Origin of the sequence: Amycolatopsis sp. DSM 110486 (assembly GCF_019468465.1) — a bacterium.
Taxonomy (GTDB): domain Bacteria; phylum Actinomycetota; class Actinomycetes; order Mycobacteriales; family Pseudonocardiaceae; genus Amycolatopsis.
In genome coordinates this window covers 4,973,535-4,989,661 of sequence record NZ_CP080519.1, presented here as the reverse complement: position 1 = coordinate 4,989,661, position 16,127 = coordinate 4,973,535, and the positions used below count along the sequence as shown (strand labels likewise).

The 16,127-nt window shown below is 70.5% G+C and carries 17 protein-coding genes and 1 other RNA gene; 7 read left to right on the top strand and 11 right to left on the bottom strand.

Going from position 1 to position 16,127, the window contains the following annotated elements; all coding sequences use genetic code 11:
* Positions 1-4 precede the first annotated feature (4 nt).
* The 3 genes from K1T34_RS24415 to rnpB all read right to left on the bottom strand — a co-directional run bounded on the left by K1T34_RS24415 (position 5) and on the right by rnpB (position 2,254).
* Entirely contained in the window at positions 5-271 is a 267-nt protein-coding gene (locus tag K1T34_RS24415) for a hypothetical protein (RefSeq protein WP_220246511.1), read from the bottom strand.
* A gap of 459 nt (positions 272-730) precedes the next feature.
* The gene (locus K1T34_RS24410) at positions 731-1,588 is read right to left on the bottom strand and encodes a hypothetical protein (protein WP_220246510.1); all 858 of its coding nucleotides are present in this window, start codon (positions 1,586-1,588) and stop codon (positions 731-733) included.
* Between the two features lie 270 nt (positions 1,589-1,858).
* An RNA gene (rnpB, locus tag K1T34_RS24405) (RNase P RNA component class A) lies at positions 1,859-2,254 on the bottom strand.
* Between the two features lie 262 nt (positions 2,255-2,516).
* Here rnpB and sfnG point away from each other — a divergent pair.
* Entirely contained in the window at positions 2,517-3,674 is a 1,158-nt protein-coding gene (gene sfnG, locus K1T34_RS24400) for a dimethylsulfone monooxygenase SfnG (RefSeq protein WP_220246509.1), read from the top strand.
* A 313-nt stretch (positions 3,675-3,987) separates the two neighbouring features.
* Positions 3,988-5,169 (top strand): SLC13 family permease, encoded by a 1,182-nt coding sequence (locus K1T34_RS24395; protein WP_220247386.1) that lies wholly within the window; start codon positions 3,988-3,990, stop codon positions 5,167-5,169.
* Positions 5,170-5,193: 24 nt separating this feature from the next.
* On the opposite strand, the gene K1T34_RS24390 is transcribed toward K1T34_RS24395, so the two are convergent.
* The 6 genes from K1T34_RS24390 to K1T34_RS24365 all read right to left on the bottom strand — a co-directional run bounded on the left by K1T34_RS24390 (position 5,194) and on the right by K1T34_RS24365 (position 10,886).
* Positions 5,194-6,939, bottom strand: coding sequence for a glycosyltransferase family 39 protein (locus K1T34_RS24390; RefSeq protein ID WP_220246508.1), 1,746 nt, complete (start codon positions 6,937-6,939; stop codon positions 5,194-5,196).
* 295 nt (positions 6,940-7,234) lie between these two features.
* Positions 7,235-8,386, bottom strand: coding sequence for a bifunctional RNase H/acid phosphatase (locus tag K1T34_RS24385; protein ID WP_220246507.1), 1,152 nt, complete (start codon positions 8,384-8,386; stop codon positions 7,235-7,237).
* Entirely contained in the window at positions 8,383-9,120 is a 738-nt protein-coding gene (locus K1T34_RS24380; protein ID WP_220246506.1) for a zinc ribbon domain-containing protein, read from the bottom strand. Before K1T34_RS24380 ends, K1T34_RS24385 begins: the two co-directional genes overlap by 4 nt.
* A 49-nt stretch (positions 9,121-9,169) precedes the next feature.
* The gene (locus K1T34_RS24375) at positions 9,170-9,985 is read right to left on the bottom strand and encodes a Nif3-like dinuclear metal center hexameric protein (protein ID WP_220246505.1); all 816 of its coding nucleotides are present in this window, start codon (positions 9,983-9,985) and stop codon (positions 9,170-9,172) included.
* Positions 9,986-10,176: 191 nt separating this feature from the next.
* A complete protein-coding gene (locus tag K1T34_RS24370; RefSeq protein WP_220246504.1) occupies positions 10,177-10,617 on the bottom strand; it encodes a hypothetical protein in 441 nt (146 codons plus the stop codon).
* On the bottom strand, positions 10,614-10,886 hold the full coding sequence (locus K1T34_RS24365) for a hypothetical protein (protein WP_220246503.1): 273 nt from the start codon (positions 10,884-10,886) through the stop codon (positions 10,614-10,616). Before K1T34_RS24365 ends, K1T34_RS24370 begins: the two co-directional genes overlap by 4 nt.
* An 86-nt stretch (positions 10,887-10,972) precedes the next feature.
* Here K1T34_RS24365 and K1T34_RS24360 point away from each other — a divergent pair, with 86 nt between their 5' ends.
* The 5 genes from K1T34_RS24360 to K1T34_RS24340 all read left to right on the top strand — a co-directional run bounded on the left by K1T34_RS24360 (position 10,973) and on the right by K1T34_RS24340 (position 14,249).
* Positions 10,973-11,899: a helix-turn-helix domain-containing protein gene (locus tag K1T34_RS24360; protein WP_370643780.1), complete on the top strand. Its 927-nt coding sequence runs from the start codon at positions 10,973-10,975 to the stop codon at positions 11,897-11,899.
* On the top strand, positions 11,896-12,078 hold the full coding sequence (locus K1T34_RS24355; protein ID WP_220246502.1) for a DUF397 domain-containing protein: 183 nt from the start codon (positions 11,896-11,898) through the stop codon (positions 12,076-12,078). Before K1T34_RS24360 ends, K1T34_RS24355 begins: the two co-directional genes overlap by 4 nt.
* 100 nt (positions 12,079-12,178) lie before the next feature.
* Complete coding sequence (locus K1T34_RS24350; RefSeq protein ID WP_220246501.1) at positions 12,179-12,640, top strand: low molecular weight protein-tyrosine-phosphatase; 462 nt, start codon at positions 12,179-12,181, stop codon at positions 12,638-12,640.
* 79 nt (positions 12,641-12,719) lie between these two features.
* A complete protein-coding gene (locus tag K1T34_RS24345) occupies positions 12,720-13,550 on the top strand; it encodes an SURF1 family protein (RefSeq protein WP_220246500.1) in 831 nt (276 codons plus the stop codon).
* Positions 13,551-13,634: 84 nt separating this feature from the next.
* Positions 13,635-14,249 (top strand): FMN-binding negative transcriptional regulator, encoded by a 615-nt coding sequence (locus K1T34_RS24340; protein ID WP_220246499.1) that lies wholly within the window; start codon positions 13,635-13,637, stop codon positions 14,247-14,249.
* A gap of 16 nt (positions 14,250-14,265) precedes the next feature.
* Here K1T34_RS24340 and K1T34_RS24335 read toward each other — a convergent pair whose 3' ends face one another.
* The gene (locus tag K1T34_RS24335) at positions 14,266-15,321 is read right to left on the bottom strand and encodes a cobalamin biosynthesis protein (protein ID WP_255638684.1); all 1,056 of its coding nucleotides are present in this window, start codon (positions 15,319-15,321) and stop codon (positions 14,266-14,268) included.
* Between the two features lie 86 nt (positions 15,322-15,407).
* Positions 15,408-16,118: a FadR/GntR family transcriptional regulator gene (locus tag K1T34_RS24330; protein WP_220246498.1), complete on the bottom strand. Its 711-nt coding sequence runs from the start codon at positions 16,116-16,118 to the stop codon at positions 15,408-15,410.
* Positions 16,119-16,127 lie beyond the last annotated feature (9 nt).

The window sequence follows — 16,127 nt, the reverse complement described above, 5'->3', positions numbered from 1 at the left end:
CGCCTCAGCCCGTGAACAGGCCGGCGATCCACTGGCCCACGTTGACGCCGGCGCCACTGACCGCGAGTCCGATGATGGCGAGCGCGATGACGACACCGGCGAGCCTGCGCATGACACCGGCGTTGTCACCCTTGCCGCCACCGAGCCAGAGCAACAGGAGCGCGACGGCCAGCAACACCAGGGGGACGACGTTGTCGAGCAACCAGTTTCGGACGTTTCCGGTGCCGAGTTCGCCGGCAGCCAGCGTCTCGAGCGTGGTCATGGTGGTCATCGCGATACTCCCGGTGCGCGGACGGTCCCGCGCGCTTCTGGCTTCGGCGAAGCCTCGAACAACATCATGGCGTCACAAGGGGTAGTGGTCAAAGCGCGCTGTGTAAATGTCGACTTGTGGACACGGATGGGGCTGGGGTCGTCTGGTCAGAATTCCTCGCCCTCCATCATGGGGGCAAGGGTGCTTGGGATTAACCCCGGCCACCCGGATTTCGCAGTGGACTCACGAACTCACCCTGCTGGGAGTGTTTTGCTCACTCTCGGTACTTCCCAAGTGGTCGATATCCGGCCGGAGCCAGTGTGGCATGCCCCATTCGGCCTCTCCGAGTGAGCCCGCAGTGTCACCGCCACGCTGCCCCAGGGTCGCCGGGAGCAGTGAGGCGCTTGTCACGATACGCGCAAGTCGGGCCGGGATTTTCACTACATAGCGTGATGCCGGACATCGGGCACGAGAGGTGCCTTATCGGGAAGAGGTCACCGCTCGCGGAAACGCGCCGGCCTTGACGACGGCACGGCTCAGCGGCCGGCACAGCTCGGCGAGACGGGCGGATTTTTCCTCACCCAGGTGCCGCCAGGGGCCTTCGGAGGCGGCGTTCGTGGCGGCCTCGACGCGCTCACGGAGGTCGGCACCCTTGTCCGTGAGGTCGCCGTCGGGGCCGATGACGCCTTGGCTCGCCAGGCGGGCGACCTCAGCGTCCCACTGTTCGTCGCTCCAGCCGCGCGTGCTCTTGGCCATGTCGGGCGTGAAGCCGGCGCCGCTCGCGACGTGCGTGACAAGGGCGGCCAGGCCGTCGAGGCCGTGGAGCATGAGCGCGGCGACGTGGGCGTCGCCGCGGTGCTCGCGCACGAGCGTGAGGGCGTGCCAGAGGACGAGGTGCGGCTTTTCGGGCCAGGCAAGACTCGCGTGGCCGGCGTAGAGGGCTCGGCCTTCCGGGCGGCAGCCGTCTGTGGCTTCACGCGCGAGCTCCGCGGCTTCGGCGGTGGTTTCGGCGTGGATCTCGTCGCCGAGGAGCCTGCTGAGGGCGGCGTCGACGGCGGTGAAGCGGGCTTCGATGATTTGTTCGGGTGTGGCGAGGGTCCAGGCGCGCGGGATGTGGCGCTCGACGATCTCGGGGTTGAAGTTGTAGAACGTCGCGGCAACCACGCCGGCTTTGACCGCACCCATCGGCGCGGAGCGGCTGGCGAAGTACGTCATGCGCCCGGGCCGGAGCCCCGCGGCGGTGAGGTGCTCTTCGGCTTCGGGGACGAAGTAGATCAGGGAGTGGAGGGTGTCGAAGGTGCCCTTGAACTTCTTCGCCGCTTCGGCTGCTTCGCCCATGGGCGGGATGCTACCGGGCGGTAGGTGTTGGTGTCTTGGGGATGGGGGTGGGTTTTTGGCGGGTGGTGGGGCCGAAGCAGGTGCCGGAGCGGGACGGCACAGCGTCGGCAAGAACGGGCGCGGCCGAACCGAAGCAGATGCCAGAGCCGGAGAGGCACAACGCCAGCCAAAACGTGCACGGCCCCACCAACCTGGCCCCAGCAGATGCCGGAATCGACGGCACGGCTTCGGCCGGCAGTTGCCCGGGACGGCAGAAGCCCCAAAGCAGGGCGGACGAGTTGGCGTGTAAGCCGGATCCTGTGCCCGGCGCGGCCTCGCGGCCGGTCGGGCGACGGTCATCCATCTCGGCCTGCCGTTGCCGGCAGGCTCCAGCGGCCTACCCGCAGGCATCGGACGGGCCGTCCTCAAGCGCCTGCGCAGGAGCGGCAGCTCCCTCTTGGCCTTGCTCCGGGTGGGGTTTACCTAGCCACCCCGGTCACCCGGGGTGCTGGTGGTCTCTTACACCACCGTTTCACCCTTACCCCCGTCCGGAGACGGGGGCGGTCTGTTTTCTGTGGCACTGTCCCGCGGGTCGCCCCGGGTTGCCGTTAGCAACCACCCTGCCCTGCGGAGTCCGGACTTTCCTCGGACCGGGTCACCCCGATTCGCGACCGTCCAGCCAACTCGTCCGCCCCGCAATCGTACCCGCGCACCGCCGGACGGGCGCGCGGCGGGGCGAGCAGTTCGACGACGCCGAGCGTCACGATCACCGCCAGCGCCACGAGCTCCACGACGTTGATCAGGTCCACGGCCACCAGCTCCCTTCGCAAAGGGGAGTACGGGCCCCGCCCACAACCGGTTCAAGTCGATCAGCGCAAGGTCCTTTGTGGATGATCTCACGCCCTGGACGTGCGTTGACGCTGCTCAGGGCCGCTGTTTCACTCGCGACATGTCCGCACCAGACCTGCACGAGCCCCTGAAATTCGCCTACTGGGTCCCGAACGTAAGCGGCGGCCTGGTCACCAGCGACATCGAGCAGCGCACCGACTGGGGGTACGAGTACAACAAGCAGCTCGCCATCCTGGCCGAGAACAACGGCTTCGAGTACGCGCTCACCCAAGTCCGCTACACCGCCAGCTACGGCGCCTCCTACCAGCACGAATCCACCGGCTTCAGCCTCGCACTGCTGCTGGCGACGCAGCGTCTCAAGGTGATCGCCGCGATCCACCCCGGCCTGTGGCACCCGGGTGTGCTCGCGAAGTTCGTCGCGAGCGCCGACGTGATCTCCGGCGGGCGCGCGGCCATCAACGTCGTCAGCGGCTGGTTCAAGGACGAGTTCACCAAGCTGGGCGAACCGTGGCTCGAACACGACGAGCGCTACCGTCGCACGGAGGAGTTCATCACCGCCGTGCGCGAGCTCTGGACGAACGACCACGCCGAGTTCGGCGGCGACTTCTACCGCATCCACGACTTCGACATCAAGCCCAAGCCCGAGGTCTCCCCCGGCCGCCCGCACCCGGAGATCTTCCAGGGCGGCAACTCCACGGCCGCCCGCAAGGTCGCCGGCCGCGTGTCCGACTGGTACTTCAGCAACGGCAAGGACTACGACGGTTTCACCGAACAAGTCGAAGACGTCCGCGCCATCGCGAACGGCCGCACTGTCCGCTTCGGACTCAACGGGTTCGTCATCGCCCGCGAATCGGCTGCCGAGGCCGAAGCCGTGCTGCGCGAGATCATCGAGAAGGCCAACCGGCCGGCTGTCGAAGGGTTCCGTTCCGCTGTCGCGCAGGCCGGGAAGTCCACGGCGGACAACAAAGGCATGTGGGCCGACTCCGAGTTCAAGGACCTCGTGCAGTACAACGACGGTTTCCGCACCCAGCTCATCGGCACGCCGGAACAAATCGCCGACCGAGCGATCGAATACGAGAAGCGCGGCGCGAACCTGCTGCTGCTGGGTTTCTTGCACTACCTGGAAGACGTGGAGCACTTCGGGAAGAACGTGCTGCCCGTGATCCGCGAGAAGGAACGCGAACTGGCGAAGGGCAAAGGCATTCCCGAGCCTGTGTCATCTGCCTCGGCCCCGCCGAGGCGTGCGGGATCGCTTTGAGCCGGCTTCTTCCCTCCCGATTTTCATGCGGCCCAGGGGCCGCACGAAAATCGCTCAGTCCAGAAGCCGGCGCGATCCCGCGGGCGTAGTGGCAAAGGCAAGGGGAAGCCCGCAGCAGGTTGGTAGTTCGCCGAGGGGCGCACAGGCGAGTCGGCAGCGTGTGGTCGAGACGGCAGTGTGCAAGCCGGGCCTCGGCGGCACCTTCACAGCCGCTCACCGGACGCCGGGTGGGCTCGATTAGCGTTCTCGCGTGCCCGAACCCCTCGCCGCGGTCGTCTCCCTCGCGCTCCTGGCCGTGACGCTGGGGTTCGCGATGGTGCGCCCGCGCGGGTTGCCCGAGGCGGTCGCCGCGGTTCCGGTCGCGGCGGTGGTGCTCGCCATCGGGCTCACCACGCCCGCGGCCGCGTGGCAGCGGGTCGTCGAGATCCTGCCGACGATGGGGTTCCTGGCCGCGATCCTGCTCGTCAGCCACCTCGCCGCCATCGACGGTGTGTTCTCCTGGCTGGGCAGCCGGCTGGCCGAAGTCTGCCGGGGTGAGCCCAAGCGGCTGCTCGTGTTCACCTTCGTCGCCGCGGCAGGCGTGACGGCGGTGCTGAGCCTCGACGCGACCGTCGTGCTCCTCACGCCGGTCGTGCTGGCCACGGCCGAGGGGCTCAGGCTCGAGTCGAAGCCCCACGTCTACGCCTGCGCCCACCTCGCCAACTCGGCCTCGACGCTGCTGCCCGTCTCCAACCTGACCAACCTTCTGGCCTTCGCCGCGTCCGGGCTCACGTTCGCCGGGTTCACCGCGCTGATGGCGCTGCCCTGGCTGGTCACGATCCTGATCGAGCTGGCCGTGTTCGCGAGGTTCTTCAAACGCGACCTGGAAGGCCCCCGCAGCACCGAGAAGCCGCAGCACCGCGAGGCGCCGGTGTTCGCGCTCGTCGTGCTCGGCGTGATGCTCGTCGGCTTCGGCGTGGGCGAGCTCGTGCACGTCGAGCCCGTCTGGGTCGCGGCGCTGGCGGCGCTCGTGCTCAGCGCGCGGGCGCTGGGCGAACGCAAGATCAAGCCGTGGCAGGTGATCACGGAAGCGTCGCCGATGCTGGTGCTGTTCGTGCTCGGCCTGGCCATCACGGTGGAGGCCGTCGACGAACACGTGCTCGGCGGCGCCCTCAAAGCGTTCCTGCCCACGACGGCGGGGCTGCCCGAGCTGCTGCTCACCACCGCGATCGCGGCCGTGCTGGCGAACCTCGTCAACAACCTGCCCGCGACGCTGATCCTGCTGTCGGTGCTGGGCGACCACCCGAACACGGGCGTGCTGCTGGCCGTGCTGATCGGCGTGAACGTCGGACCGAACGCGACCTACCTCGGCTCCTTGGCGACGCTGCTGTGGCGCCGCGTGCTGGCCCGCCACGGGCACACGCCGCGCGCGAGGGAGTTCACGGCGCTGGGCGCGTTGACCACACCCGTCTCCCTCGCCGCGGCGACCGCCGCGTTGTGGCTGGTCCTGCCGTGACAGATCAGGGCGAACGGAATCCGGCTAGGGCCGCGGCGGGATCGTCTGCCCCGGCTCCAGCGTGGGGCCGCAGTCGTCGAGGCCGTTGCCGAAGCGGTAGGCCTCGACGTCCATCATCGTGGTCGCCGCGTAGTGCTGGACGGCCTGGAGCTTCGCCGGATCCTTCACCGCGTCCTTGCGGACCCAGTCGCCGTTGCGCAGGCCCGGGCCGGGGTAGATGAAGATCGGGTAGTAGTCGCGGTCGATGCGCGGGTCGAGGGAGATGCCGTTGCCGCCGGCCCACGGGCCCCACGAGTGGATGAAGGTGGGCTTGACCGTGTCGAACACGTAGTCGCGCAGGCCCGCCATGTTCTCGTCGTGCGTGAGGTCGGCGATGGGCGCGTTGACCAGGCCCGCCATGTCCACGAGCTGCAGCCGGCTGGTCATCGACGAGCCGCCGAGGTCCGGCAGCAGCAGCGACGCCTGTTGCAGGCCCAGCATGTCGGCGTAGGTGTTGAAGCCGCGGCCGAAGCGGTCGGCGATCAGGCACGCCGGCACGGTGGGGCTCTTGATGAACTCGTCGGACTGCTGCACGAAACCGACCAGCGACGGGATCGCCGCGGCCACCACGACCACGGACGCGACCGCGCGCCAGCGCACCTTCACCGTGCGCAGCAGCTCGCCGAACGACAGCGTGCCCGCGAGCACGCCGAGGACCCACACCGGCGTCGCGAAGCGGAACTGCGCCATCCAGTCGGGCACCATCACGCCGAAGGCGATCACGCCGAGCGCGAAGGGCGTGATCAACGCGGCCAGCGGACGCCGCCAAGGCGCCTTGCGCAGCGCCCAGATCACGACCACCGCGAGCACGACCACGGCGGCGACACCGGCGTAGAGGATCAGGGTTCCGGGCCGGACCAACGACATCAGGTCAGGCAAGCCCTGCTTCTTCGCCACCGACGGGTTGGCGAGGAACCGGCCGCCGAACTCGCTGTGGCGCCAAGCCACATAAGCGCCGAACGGGACCGCGAAAGCCACAATGGACAGCACGGCGTAGCGGAAGCTGACCCAGAAACCCTCGCGCCGCACGCCGTAGAGCAGGACGATCGGGTACGCGCCGGCGTAGATCAGGCCTTCCGGACGCGTCAGCGCGGCGAACGCCACGATCACGCCCGCGCCCACCGCGACCTTCCACGTGAGCGTGCGTTCCTTGCGCACCGCGGTGAACAGCAGCACCGCGAGGCCGAGCACCGCGAACGCGAACAGCGAGTTCTCGAGGCCCGAGACCACCCAGATCACGAACGACGGGATGGTCGCCAGCGTGAGACCCACGGCCAGCGTGACCGCCCACGCGTGACGCGGGAAGATCTGCCGCGCCACGACGTGGCAGAGCGTGAGGATGCCGGCGGTGAACAGCAGGCCGAGCAGCTTCGGGAACAGCACGTAGTCGGGGATGCCGAACAGGAGGCCGTGGTCGAACAGGCCGGCGAGCTTGCCCAGCGCGAGCAGGACCATCCACGTCGGGTCGGAGAAGCCCTCGACGGGCGGCGCGCCCGGCTGCAGGACGGGGCCGAGGCCGTCGGCCAAGCTGCGCGAGTAGGAGAACGTGATGGCCGCGTCGTCCACGATCCAGTGGCCGTAGCGCGTGGCGTGCCAGGCGACAGCGGCGACACCGGCCAGCACCGCCAGCACGGAGGCGATCCAGCCGTGGCGCAGGCCGACGGCGGTCACGGGCGCGTCCTCGCCGGGGAGGTCGCGTTCGGATGCTTCGGTGAGTGCGCTAGCGGTCATTACCTCGTCACTGTTTCTACTCGCAGAGCTTGCCGAGAAACGCACGAGCCTGCGCCCCCCTGATGAGGATCCCGGGTGGAACCCGCGCCGCGGCGCCGCGGTCGACACAGCACTCTAGCCAATACCGGATCGGCGCCCGCTCACGCGTCATCCCTGCGCGTGATCCGCCCCACATTTTACCGATCCGACCAGAAGCAGGCGGGCACGCAACTGGACGTCAAGGTACCGGGCAACCGTTCCCGCCGTGACTGTGGTCGGATCGGTAACGATCAGCACAGCCCCGGTCAGCGCGCGGTTAGGACAGGTGTGAAATGTCGTTGGCGAGATGCACGGAGGAGTTGCCATCCGGGTAGAACTCCACGATCGAGAGCGACGCCAGGTCCAGGTGCAGGCGGAACAGCAGGCTCGGGCCCGCGTCGAGCCCCATCCGCAGCAGCGTCTTGATGGGCGTGACGTGGCTGACGACGATGATCGTCTTCCCCTCGTACTGCTCGATCAGGTCGCGGCGGGCCTGGCCGACGCGCTCGTGGACCGCGTCGAAGCTCTCGCCCCCGGGCGGCGCGCACGACGAGTCGCGCAGCCAGCAGCGGTGCAGCTCGGGGTCGCGTTCGGCGGCCTCGGTGAAAGTGAGGCCCTCCCACTCGCCGAAGTCGGTCTCGATGAGGCCCGGGTGCGTGACGAAGCGGGTACCCAGCGCGTCGGCCACGGCCTGGGCGGTCTGCTTCGTCCTGGTCAAGGGCGAGGAGACGATGGGGGCGGCCTCGCCGTCTTCGGAGACGAGGCCCGGCCACGCGCCGAGCCGCTTCGCCGCCGCGGCCGCCTGGCCGCGCCCGCGCTCGGTGAGCGGCACATCGCCGCGGCCGGAGTAGCGGCGGTCGACCGACATCTCGGTCTGGCCGTGGCGCAGGAGCAGCAGTCGGGTGGGCGTGCCACGCGCGCCGGTCCAGCCGGCCTTGGCGACGCGGTCGGCTTCACCGGTGCCGGAGGTGGTCTTGACCTGCGGCTTGGTCGGCGCCGGGGCCTGGGTGGTCACCTTGCCGGTGCCGCTGTCCATCGCGACGTTGGCGAGGTGGTCGGCGTGGGAGTTCTCTGCGCGCGGGATCCACATGTAGGTGACACGATCGAACCCGTCCGCGAGTTCACGCGCCCGCGCGGCGAGCGGCTGCAGCGCGGCGTGCTTGATCTTCCAGCGGCCGGACATCTGCTCCACGACCAGCTTGGAGTCCATCCGCACGTCCACAATGGACGCGCCGGTCTCCGCCGCCGCGGTCAGGGCCGCGATGAGCCCCGAGTACTCCGCGACGTTGTTGGTCACCACACCGAGGAACTCGTGGCGCTCGGCCAGCACCTCGCCGGTGGCGGCGTCCTTCACGACCGCGCCGTAGCCGGCCGGGCCCGGGTTGCCCCGGGACCCCCCGTCGGCCTCGACGACGACCCGGTCGGTCACAGGCCCGACTCCAACGTACGGACCAGGATCGCCCCGCAGTTCTCGCACTGGACGACGGTGTCCTCGGCCGTCGCCTTGATCTCGGCGATGGTGTTGCGGTCCAGCTCCAGCTGGCAGGCGCCGCAGCGGCGAGCGCGCAGCAAGGACGCGCCGATGCCCTTGTGGTCCAGCACGCGTGTATACAGCTTGAGCACCGGCTCCGGGAAGCGCGGCAGCAGCTTCGCGCGGTCTTCGTCGCGGCGGGCGCGCGTGGTGTCGAGGTCCTTGAACTCCGCGTCGCGGCGCTCGATCGCGGCCGCGACGCCCGCCTCGGCCTTGTCGACCTCGGCGCCGGTGCGCTGCGCGTCGAGCTCCAGGGCCTCGCGCTGCTCCATGAGCTCCAGCAGGTCGTCTTCGAGCGCGCTCTGGCGGCGGCCGAGCGTCTGCAGCTCGTGCTCGATGTCGGTCATCTGCTTGGCGTTGACGGAGCCCGACTCCAGCAGCTTGCGGTCGCGGTCCTCGCGGGCCCGCACCGACTCGACCTCTTTCTCCTGCCGGGCGATCTCGCGGTCGAGGTCCGACGCGGCAGTCTGCACGGACACCAGCGCGTCGCGCTTGTCGCGCACGGTCTTCTCGCCCGCGTCGATCTCGGCGAGCTCGGGCAGGGTGCGCCGGCGGTGCGCGGTGCGCGAAAGCTCGGCGTCCACCTTCGCGAGTTCGAGCAGCTGGCGCTGGACGGCGGGGTCGGCCTTCACGGTGCTCCTTGTTGAATTGACTCGGCGGAATTGGTGGTCATGCGGGGAGTCAGCTAGCGGGGGTCGCGCGGACGGTCCACGGGTCGGTGCGCCTCGTGGAGACGTGACTGTCGACGTTACCCGCAAAGGCCGCGTCGACAAGGGCCGAGGCCTGCGCGCACCAGGGCCATTCGCTGGCCCAGTGCGTGAGCCCGACCAGCGCGGGCCCCGAGGCGGCGAGGTGCTCGCCGGCGGGGTGGTGGCGCAGGTCCGCCGTCACGTACGCGTCGACGCCCTCGGCGGTGGCGCGCGCGAGGTAGGAGTCGCCCGCGCCGCCGGACACCGCGACAGTGCGGATCGGCCGATCCGGGTCCCCCGCGCCCAGTACGCCCGGCACCGTGGCCGGCAACGCCTCGGCGACGCGCTGCACGAACACCGCGAACGGCTCGGCTTCGGCCAGGTGCCCGATCCGCCCGATGCCTGTGCGGCCACCGGGTTCCTGCGGGTCGAGCGGCCGGTCGACGGTGAGGCCGATGGCGTTCGCGAGCGCGTCGGACACGCCGGGGTCGGCCGAGTCGGCGTTGGTGTGCGCGCAGTAGAGCGCGCGGCCGCCGCGGATGAGGCGGTGCACGAGGCCGCCCTTGACCGTGTCGGCGGGCACGCCGTGCACCCCGCGCAGCAGCAACGGGTGGTGCGCGACGATCAGCTGCGCGCCCAGGTCCTCGGCCTCGGCCACCGTCTCCTCGACGGGGTCGACGCAGAACAGCACCCGCGTGACCTCCTCCGCCGGGTCCCCGCACACGAGCCCGACGGCATCCCACTTCTCCGCGAGGCGCGGCGGGTAGTGGCGTTCGAGGACGTCGAGGATCTCGGCTAGGGCAGGCACCACGGGATCTTCCCACGACGGCGGCGGCGGCCCCGGGACCCCGAGGCGGCGCGACGCCCCCGGCGTCCGAGAAGTCACCGGGGGCGTCCGCCCTCCACCGTCGCTGCACCATCGGACGGCGAAGGTTGGAACCCGGCCGCCGCACCGAGGTCGGGGCACCAGGGCGGCGGCCGGGAGCTGGGTCGGGTTGGTCAGGTGTGGGTGGCGTTCTCGGCGGCTCGGTCCTTCGCGGCTCGATCCCCGGCGGGCTGGTGCTCGGAGGTCGGGCCTTCGGCGACCCTGTCTGCGGCGGCGCGGTCCTCGGCAGGTCGGGCCTCGGCAGGTCGGGCCTCGGCGACGCGGTCTCGGGCGGCGTCCTCGGCGAGCCGGTCGTCGGCGCGGCGGGCCTCGGCGGTGTGGTGGCCGGCGGCGCGGCGGCGGCGGGCCACGAGGATCGCGAGGCGGATCAAGGCGTCGCCGCATTGGGCGGTCTTGGCGAGGTCGTCGATGGTGCGCCCCTGTTCGATGCCGGTCAGGGCCCACGCGGCGAAGTCGGCCACGGTGCGCCGGCCGGCGTCGTCGATGATCTGGCCGGTGTCGCGGTCGGTGTCGACTTCGTGGCCGTCGTCGGTGATCCACCAGCCCACGGTCATCGCCTCGCCCGGAAGCACACGCGGCAGTCGCGGGACTTGTCGCGGTCGTCGGCGAGTTCGTCCGATGACAGTTCCGACCGGAAGGCCCAGCGGGCCGGGATCATGAAGCTGTTCAGCACGCAGCCGGGCTGGAAGGTGCCGCGATCGGGGTCTTCGAGTTGCGATCGCAGGTATCGGTGGTTACGGGTGTCGACTGCCCAGAAGTGCACCGCGTACAGCCCCCGTTCGACCATCGCCGGCGATAGTTCGCCCGAGATCCTCACCGTCATGCCCCGCTCCCCGTCGCCGCATCTGATCTCCCGCTCCAGCCGGTGCCGCCCTGGTGCCATGCGGTGCCGAGTGAAGCCGGGAAACTATGATCGATGGCACCGTTCGGCACAATGCACCGATCGGGGTAACCGTTCGCAACGCTGTGTGTGGTTTTCTGTGGCGCATGGCTGGGACGACTCCGAGAGCGCGCGCCGTCGGCGCCGAACTCCGCAGGGCTCGCGAAGACGCCGGGCTCAGTGCGCGCACGCTGGCCGCGCGGATCGGAGTCGCGCACACCACGATCGGCCGCTGGGAGTCCGGCGAGCGGAACCCTCGGCCGATCGATGTGGCGACGGTGCTCGGGGCGCTCGGCACGGACCCCGACCTGCGCGAAGAACTGGTGGAGCTCGCGCGCGACAGCGACGGCCGGCACTGGGTCGCTTCGGGTCTGCCCGAGCAGCAGCGCCAGCTCGCCGCCCTGCTCGAATTGGAACGCGATGCGGCGCGAATCGTGAACGTCTCGCCGCTGATCGTTCCAGGGCTGCTCCAAACCTCGGCGTATGCGCGCGCCATCATCGGTGCAGGCGGGGTACCGGCGAGTGACGTCGAGACCCGAGTCGCGGTTCGCATCGGGCGCCGCGACGCGATCACACGGCGCGAAAACCCGGTGGAGCTGCTCGCCTTGTTCGACGAAACCGCGCTGGGTCGCAACATCGGCGGGCCGGCGGTCATGGCAGAGCAGCTGCGCGCGCTCGATGAAGCGAGCCGCTGGGGCAACGTGACGGTGCGCGCCATCCCGGAGTCCGCGGGCTGGCACCCCGCACTGGAAGGGCCGTTCGTGCTGCTGGAGTTCGCCGACCGGACGCCCGTGGTGCAGATCGAAAACCGGCGATCCGCTCTGTTCTTCCACCAGCCCGCCGATGTCGAGGCCTACCAGCTGGCGATCGATAGAGTTCAGGACGTTGCGATGAGTCCCGAAGAGACACGAACGCTCATCGCTGAGGTCCTCGGCAACTTGGAGACAGCGGCATGAAACAGCAACATTTCACCGGCTGGCGGAAGTCGAGCCGGTCGCAGAACACCTCGGACTGCGTGGAGGTCGCGGTGGCGACCGACGTCGTCGGGATCCGCGACACGAAGGACCGGCCGGCCGGGCACCTGACGGCCACGCGTGACGGCTGGTCGGCGTTCCTGGCGCAGCTCGGACGCTGATCCGTAACGGAAAAACCCGGAGAAAGCCCTCCAGCGATCCGAGAACCCTGGAGGGCTTTCTCGTGTCCGAGCCACCCACCCGAGGAGTGAAGGAAAACCCGTGCTGACTGTGGTGTTCGTGTGTTCAGGCAACATCTGCCGCTCGCCGATGGCGGAGCTGGTGTTCCGGGCGAAGCTCGCAGAGGAGGGGCTGGAGGACGTCGTGAAGGTGTCGAGCGCCGGCACCGGGCCGTGGCACGCGGGGGAGCCCGCGGACCGGCGGGCGCAGGCGACACTCCGTGCGCACGGTTACCCGACGCAGCACGTCGCGTCGGAGGTGAATGACGAAGACCTGGAGGCCGATCTGCTGCTGGCGGCGGACGAGGGGCACCTCGACTTCCTGCGCGGGCGCGTCGAGGATCCGGCGAAGGTGCGGCTGCTGCGTGAGTTCGACCCGTCGGCGAGGGTCGGCGCGGAGGTGCCGGACCCGTATTACGGCGGTGACGAGGGCTTCGAGGACGTGCTGGCGATGATCGAGCGCGCGATGCCCGCCCTTCTCGACTGGGTGCGCGCGCACGGTTAGGACCGGTTTGTCCCGGGGAAAATCACAGGTGGGAGAGGTCGCCGCGCACCCGGTGGGGGCGACGGCCTACCGTGGAGGGGTGCGGTTGCGGTTTCTGCTCCGGCCCGGCTGGCTGGCACTGACGGTGGTGGTGTTCACCTTCGCCGTCTGCTGCTACACCCTTCTCGCGCCCTGGCAGTTCCGGCGCGACGCCGAGCAGGAGGCCCAGAACAACGCGCTCACCGCGTCGTTCACGGCCCAGCCGGCGCCCGCCGCCCAGCTGATGCCGGCCGACGCGACGCCCGACCAGCAGACGGAATGGCACCTCGTGTCGATCACGGGCACGTACCTGCCGTCGGCGGAGGTCGTGGCGCGGTTGCGGACCGTGCAGGGTGAGGCCGCGTTCGAGGTGCTCACACCGTTGCGCGCGGCCGACGGGACCGTCTACCTCATCGATCGCGGTTATGTGCGGCTCGACGACCAGTCCGGCGTGCTCCCCTACGCCGTCGCGCCCGGAGGCCAGGTGACCGTGGTCGCGCGCGTGCGCAGCGACGAGGTGGACCCGAAGCACCGCGACGCGTTCTCCGACGCGTCGACGAAGGGGAAGCTGCAGAGCTACACCGTCGATTCACAGGTGGTGGCGCGCTCGTCCGGCCTGAAGATCCGGCCCGGCTACTTCCAGCTCGACGAGAACCAGCCCGGCGTGCTCGGCGCGCTGCCGCTGCCGCAGCTGGACTCGGGGCCGTTCTTCTCCTACGCGTTGCAGTGGCTGGCGTTCGGCAGCATGGCGATCTTCGGCTGGCTGTACTTCACGATCCGGGAGCTCAAGCCCGGTGGCGCCCTGACCACGGAGAAGCCGGAGCGCACGCGCCGAAAGTCCGTGGCGGAGATGCTGGCCGAGGACGAGGAAGAGTTCACCCCCTCGGCGTAGCCAAAGCGGTTGCCAAGTGGTCACCTGTTCCAGGCTTAAACTGGCCCTGTTTCGGGGCCACTTCGCGGGGCGATACTCGGTGTCATGCTGATCCACCCTTGGGACGCCGGAGACGACGCGGAATGGCGACAGTGGCTCAGGAGCCACGACTTCGGCCAGCTGGTGGCCGGTGGTCGCGGCCGAGACGTCCCGGTGGTCGTCCCGACGCACTTCACCTTCGACGGCGAGGCCACCGTGTGGCTGCACCTCGCGCGGCCCAACCCGGTGTGGCCGCTGCTGGAGGAGCACCCGCGGGCCTTGCTGACGGTGGTCGGCGAGTACACCTACATCCGGTCGGACTGGAACACCGCGGACGATCCGGCGGTGGGCGTGCCCACGTCGTACTACGCGACCGCGCAGCTCGCCTGCGACGTGCGGATCGTCGACGATCCGGCCGAGAAGGCGGAGGTGCTCAACCGGCAGCTCGGGCACTTCGAGCCGGGCAGCGGCCGCACCCCGGTGTCCTCGGTCGACGCCCCCGACCGGCGGCTGCTGCCGGGGATCCGCGGGATCGAGCTGACGGTGACGTCGGTGCAGGCGAAGTTCAAGTACGGCGGCAACAAGACGCCGGCCGACCGGGAGCGGATCTCGGGGAAGCTGGCGGCGCGGGGCGGGCCGTTGGACGCGGCCGCGCTGGAGCACCTTCAGCGGCGCAGCTGACTCACTTGCGACCGACTCACTTGCGACGACGACGGCGGCGCGCGCCGACGAGGAGGGCCACCGTCACCGAAGTCGCGCCCGCCAGCCAGCCGACGACACGCGACAGCTCCACCGCGCGCGTGACGTGACCGGCGTCCGGGTTGCGGCCGACGCCCAGCACGGGCAGCTCGACCACCCCCTGCGGGTACACCGTGCGCCCACCGACACGGATCTCCAGCGCACCGGCGAACGCGGCCTCCACGCGGCCCGCGTTGGGGCTCGGGTGGGCGATCGTGTCCCGCCGCCAAGCCCGCCACGCGCCGCCCGCGGAGCCGCCGACGACGGGAGCGGCCAGCACAGTGAGGGCGGCCGCGACACGCGTCGGCACGAGGTGGACGAGCTCGTCGATCCGGGCGACCAGCCAGTGACCCGCCGAGCCGCGCGCGAGGACGCTGATGGTCCGCGACGCGAGCAGCCCCGGCACCCCGGCAAGCGCTCCCCACAGCAGCGGCGCGACGACCACTTCGGACGTGTTCTCGGCCAGAGTTTCCACGGAGGCACGGGAAAGCGCGATCATGCCGAGCCCGTCGGCGACTCGCGGGTCCAGTTCGGACAGTGTGCCGCGCGCGGGTTCGAGGCGGCCCTCTTCGAGGTCGCGCGCGAGCTCCGTGCCCTGCGTCGCTAGGCCGGCGGCGCCGACGACGGCCCAGGTCGTGACGGCCGTGACCACGGCCTGCACCACAGGACGGTCGCGCGCGGCGCGTTCGGCGACCAGCCCGACCGCAACGACGGCACCCGCCAGGCCGAAACCGGTGACGGCGGCGCGGGCGGACATCGAGGCGGCGAGCTCTCCGGCGGGCGCACCGACAGCCTCGGCGCCGGCTGCAAGCGTGACAGTGGATTCCCCAGGCATCCCAACAGCAACACCGCCCCCCGCGCGAAGCGCAGCGGCGGATTCACCGCCCTGCCCGGCGCCGGAGCCCAGCGTCGCCAAGCGACGGAACGCCGTCACCGGCGGGCGGTGCCGGGGGTTGCCGAGGACGCCGTCGGCCGCCAAGCCGAGCATCAAGCCGATCGCGCGTGCCGCGCTCACCAGTAGCCCCCCGGGAACGTGGTTTCCGGTGTCGCCGCCGGGCCGATGCCCGGCCGGCGAAACGCCGGTGATTTCAGTGCGTGTGGTTACTTCCCGCCGAGATTACTCGACACCGCGGCGGCGATTTCGTCCCGTGCCTGGTCCACGATGTCGCGCATCGCGCGCTCGGCTCGATCGGCGTCGCCGGCGTCCACGGCCACGGCCACTTCCACGTGCAGCGCGACGGCTTCGGGCTGCGGTTCCTCGGGCATCAGGCCGTGGGAGGTGCGGCCCGCGAGCACCTCGGCGACCACCGAGGACAGCTGCGCGAACATCGGGTTTCCCGACGCGGTGAGCAGCAGGTCGTGGAACGCGATGTCGTGGCCGAGGAACGTCGTCAGGTCGCGCGCCCGCGCCGTCTCCTCCAGACGGTGGCCCAGCGCGTGCAGCCGGCCGCGGTCCTCCGGCGTCGCGCGCAGCGCCGCGAACCGCGCGGCCGACGGCTCGACGCCCGAGCGCAGCTCCGTCAACGTCCGCAGCGCCGTCGCGCGCCCGGAACCGTCGAGCTGCCAGCGGATCAGGCGCGGGTCGTAGTGGTTCCACCCGGCCGGGCCGCTCACGATCACGCCGACGCGGCGGCGGCTCGTGGTGAGCCCCATCGTTTCCAGCACGCGCACGACTTCTCGCGCGACCGTGCGCGAGGCGCCGAAGCGTTCCTGCAGCTCGTCGGAGCGCAGCACGGCGCCGGGCGCCAGCTCGCCGTTGGCGATCGCCGCGCCCAGCACGTCGAGGACTTCCTCGTGCCGATCGCTCCCCATCCGGCCAAC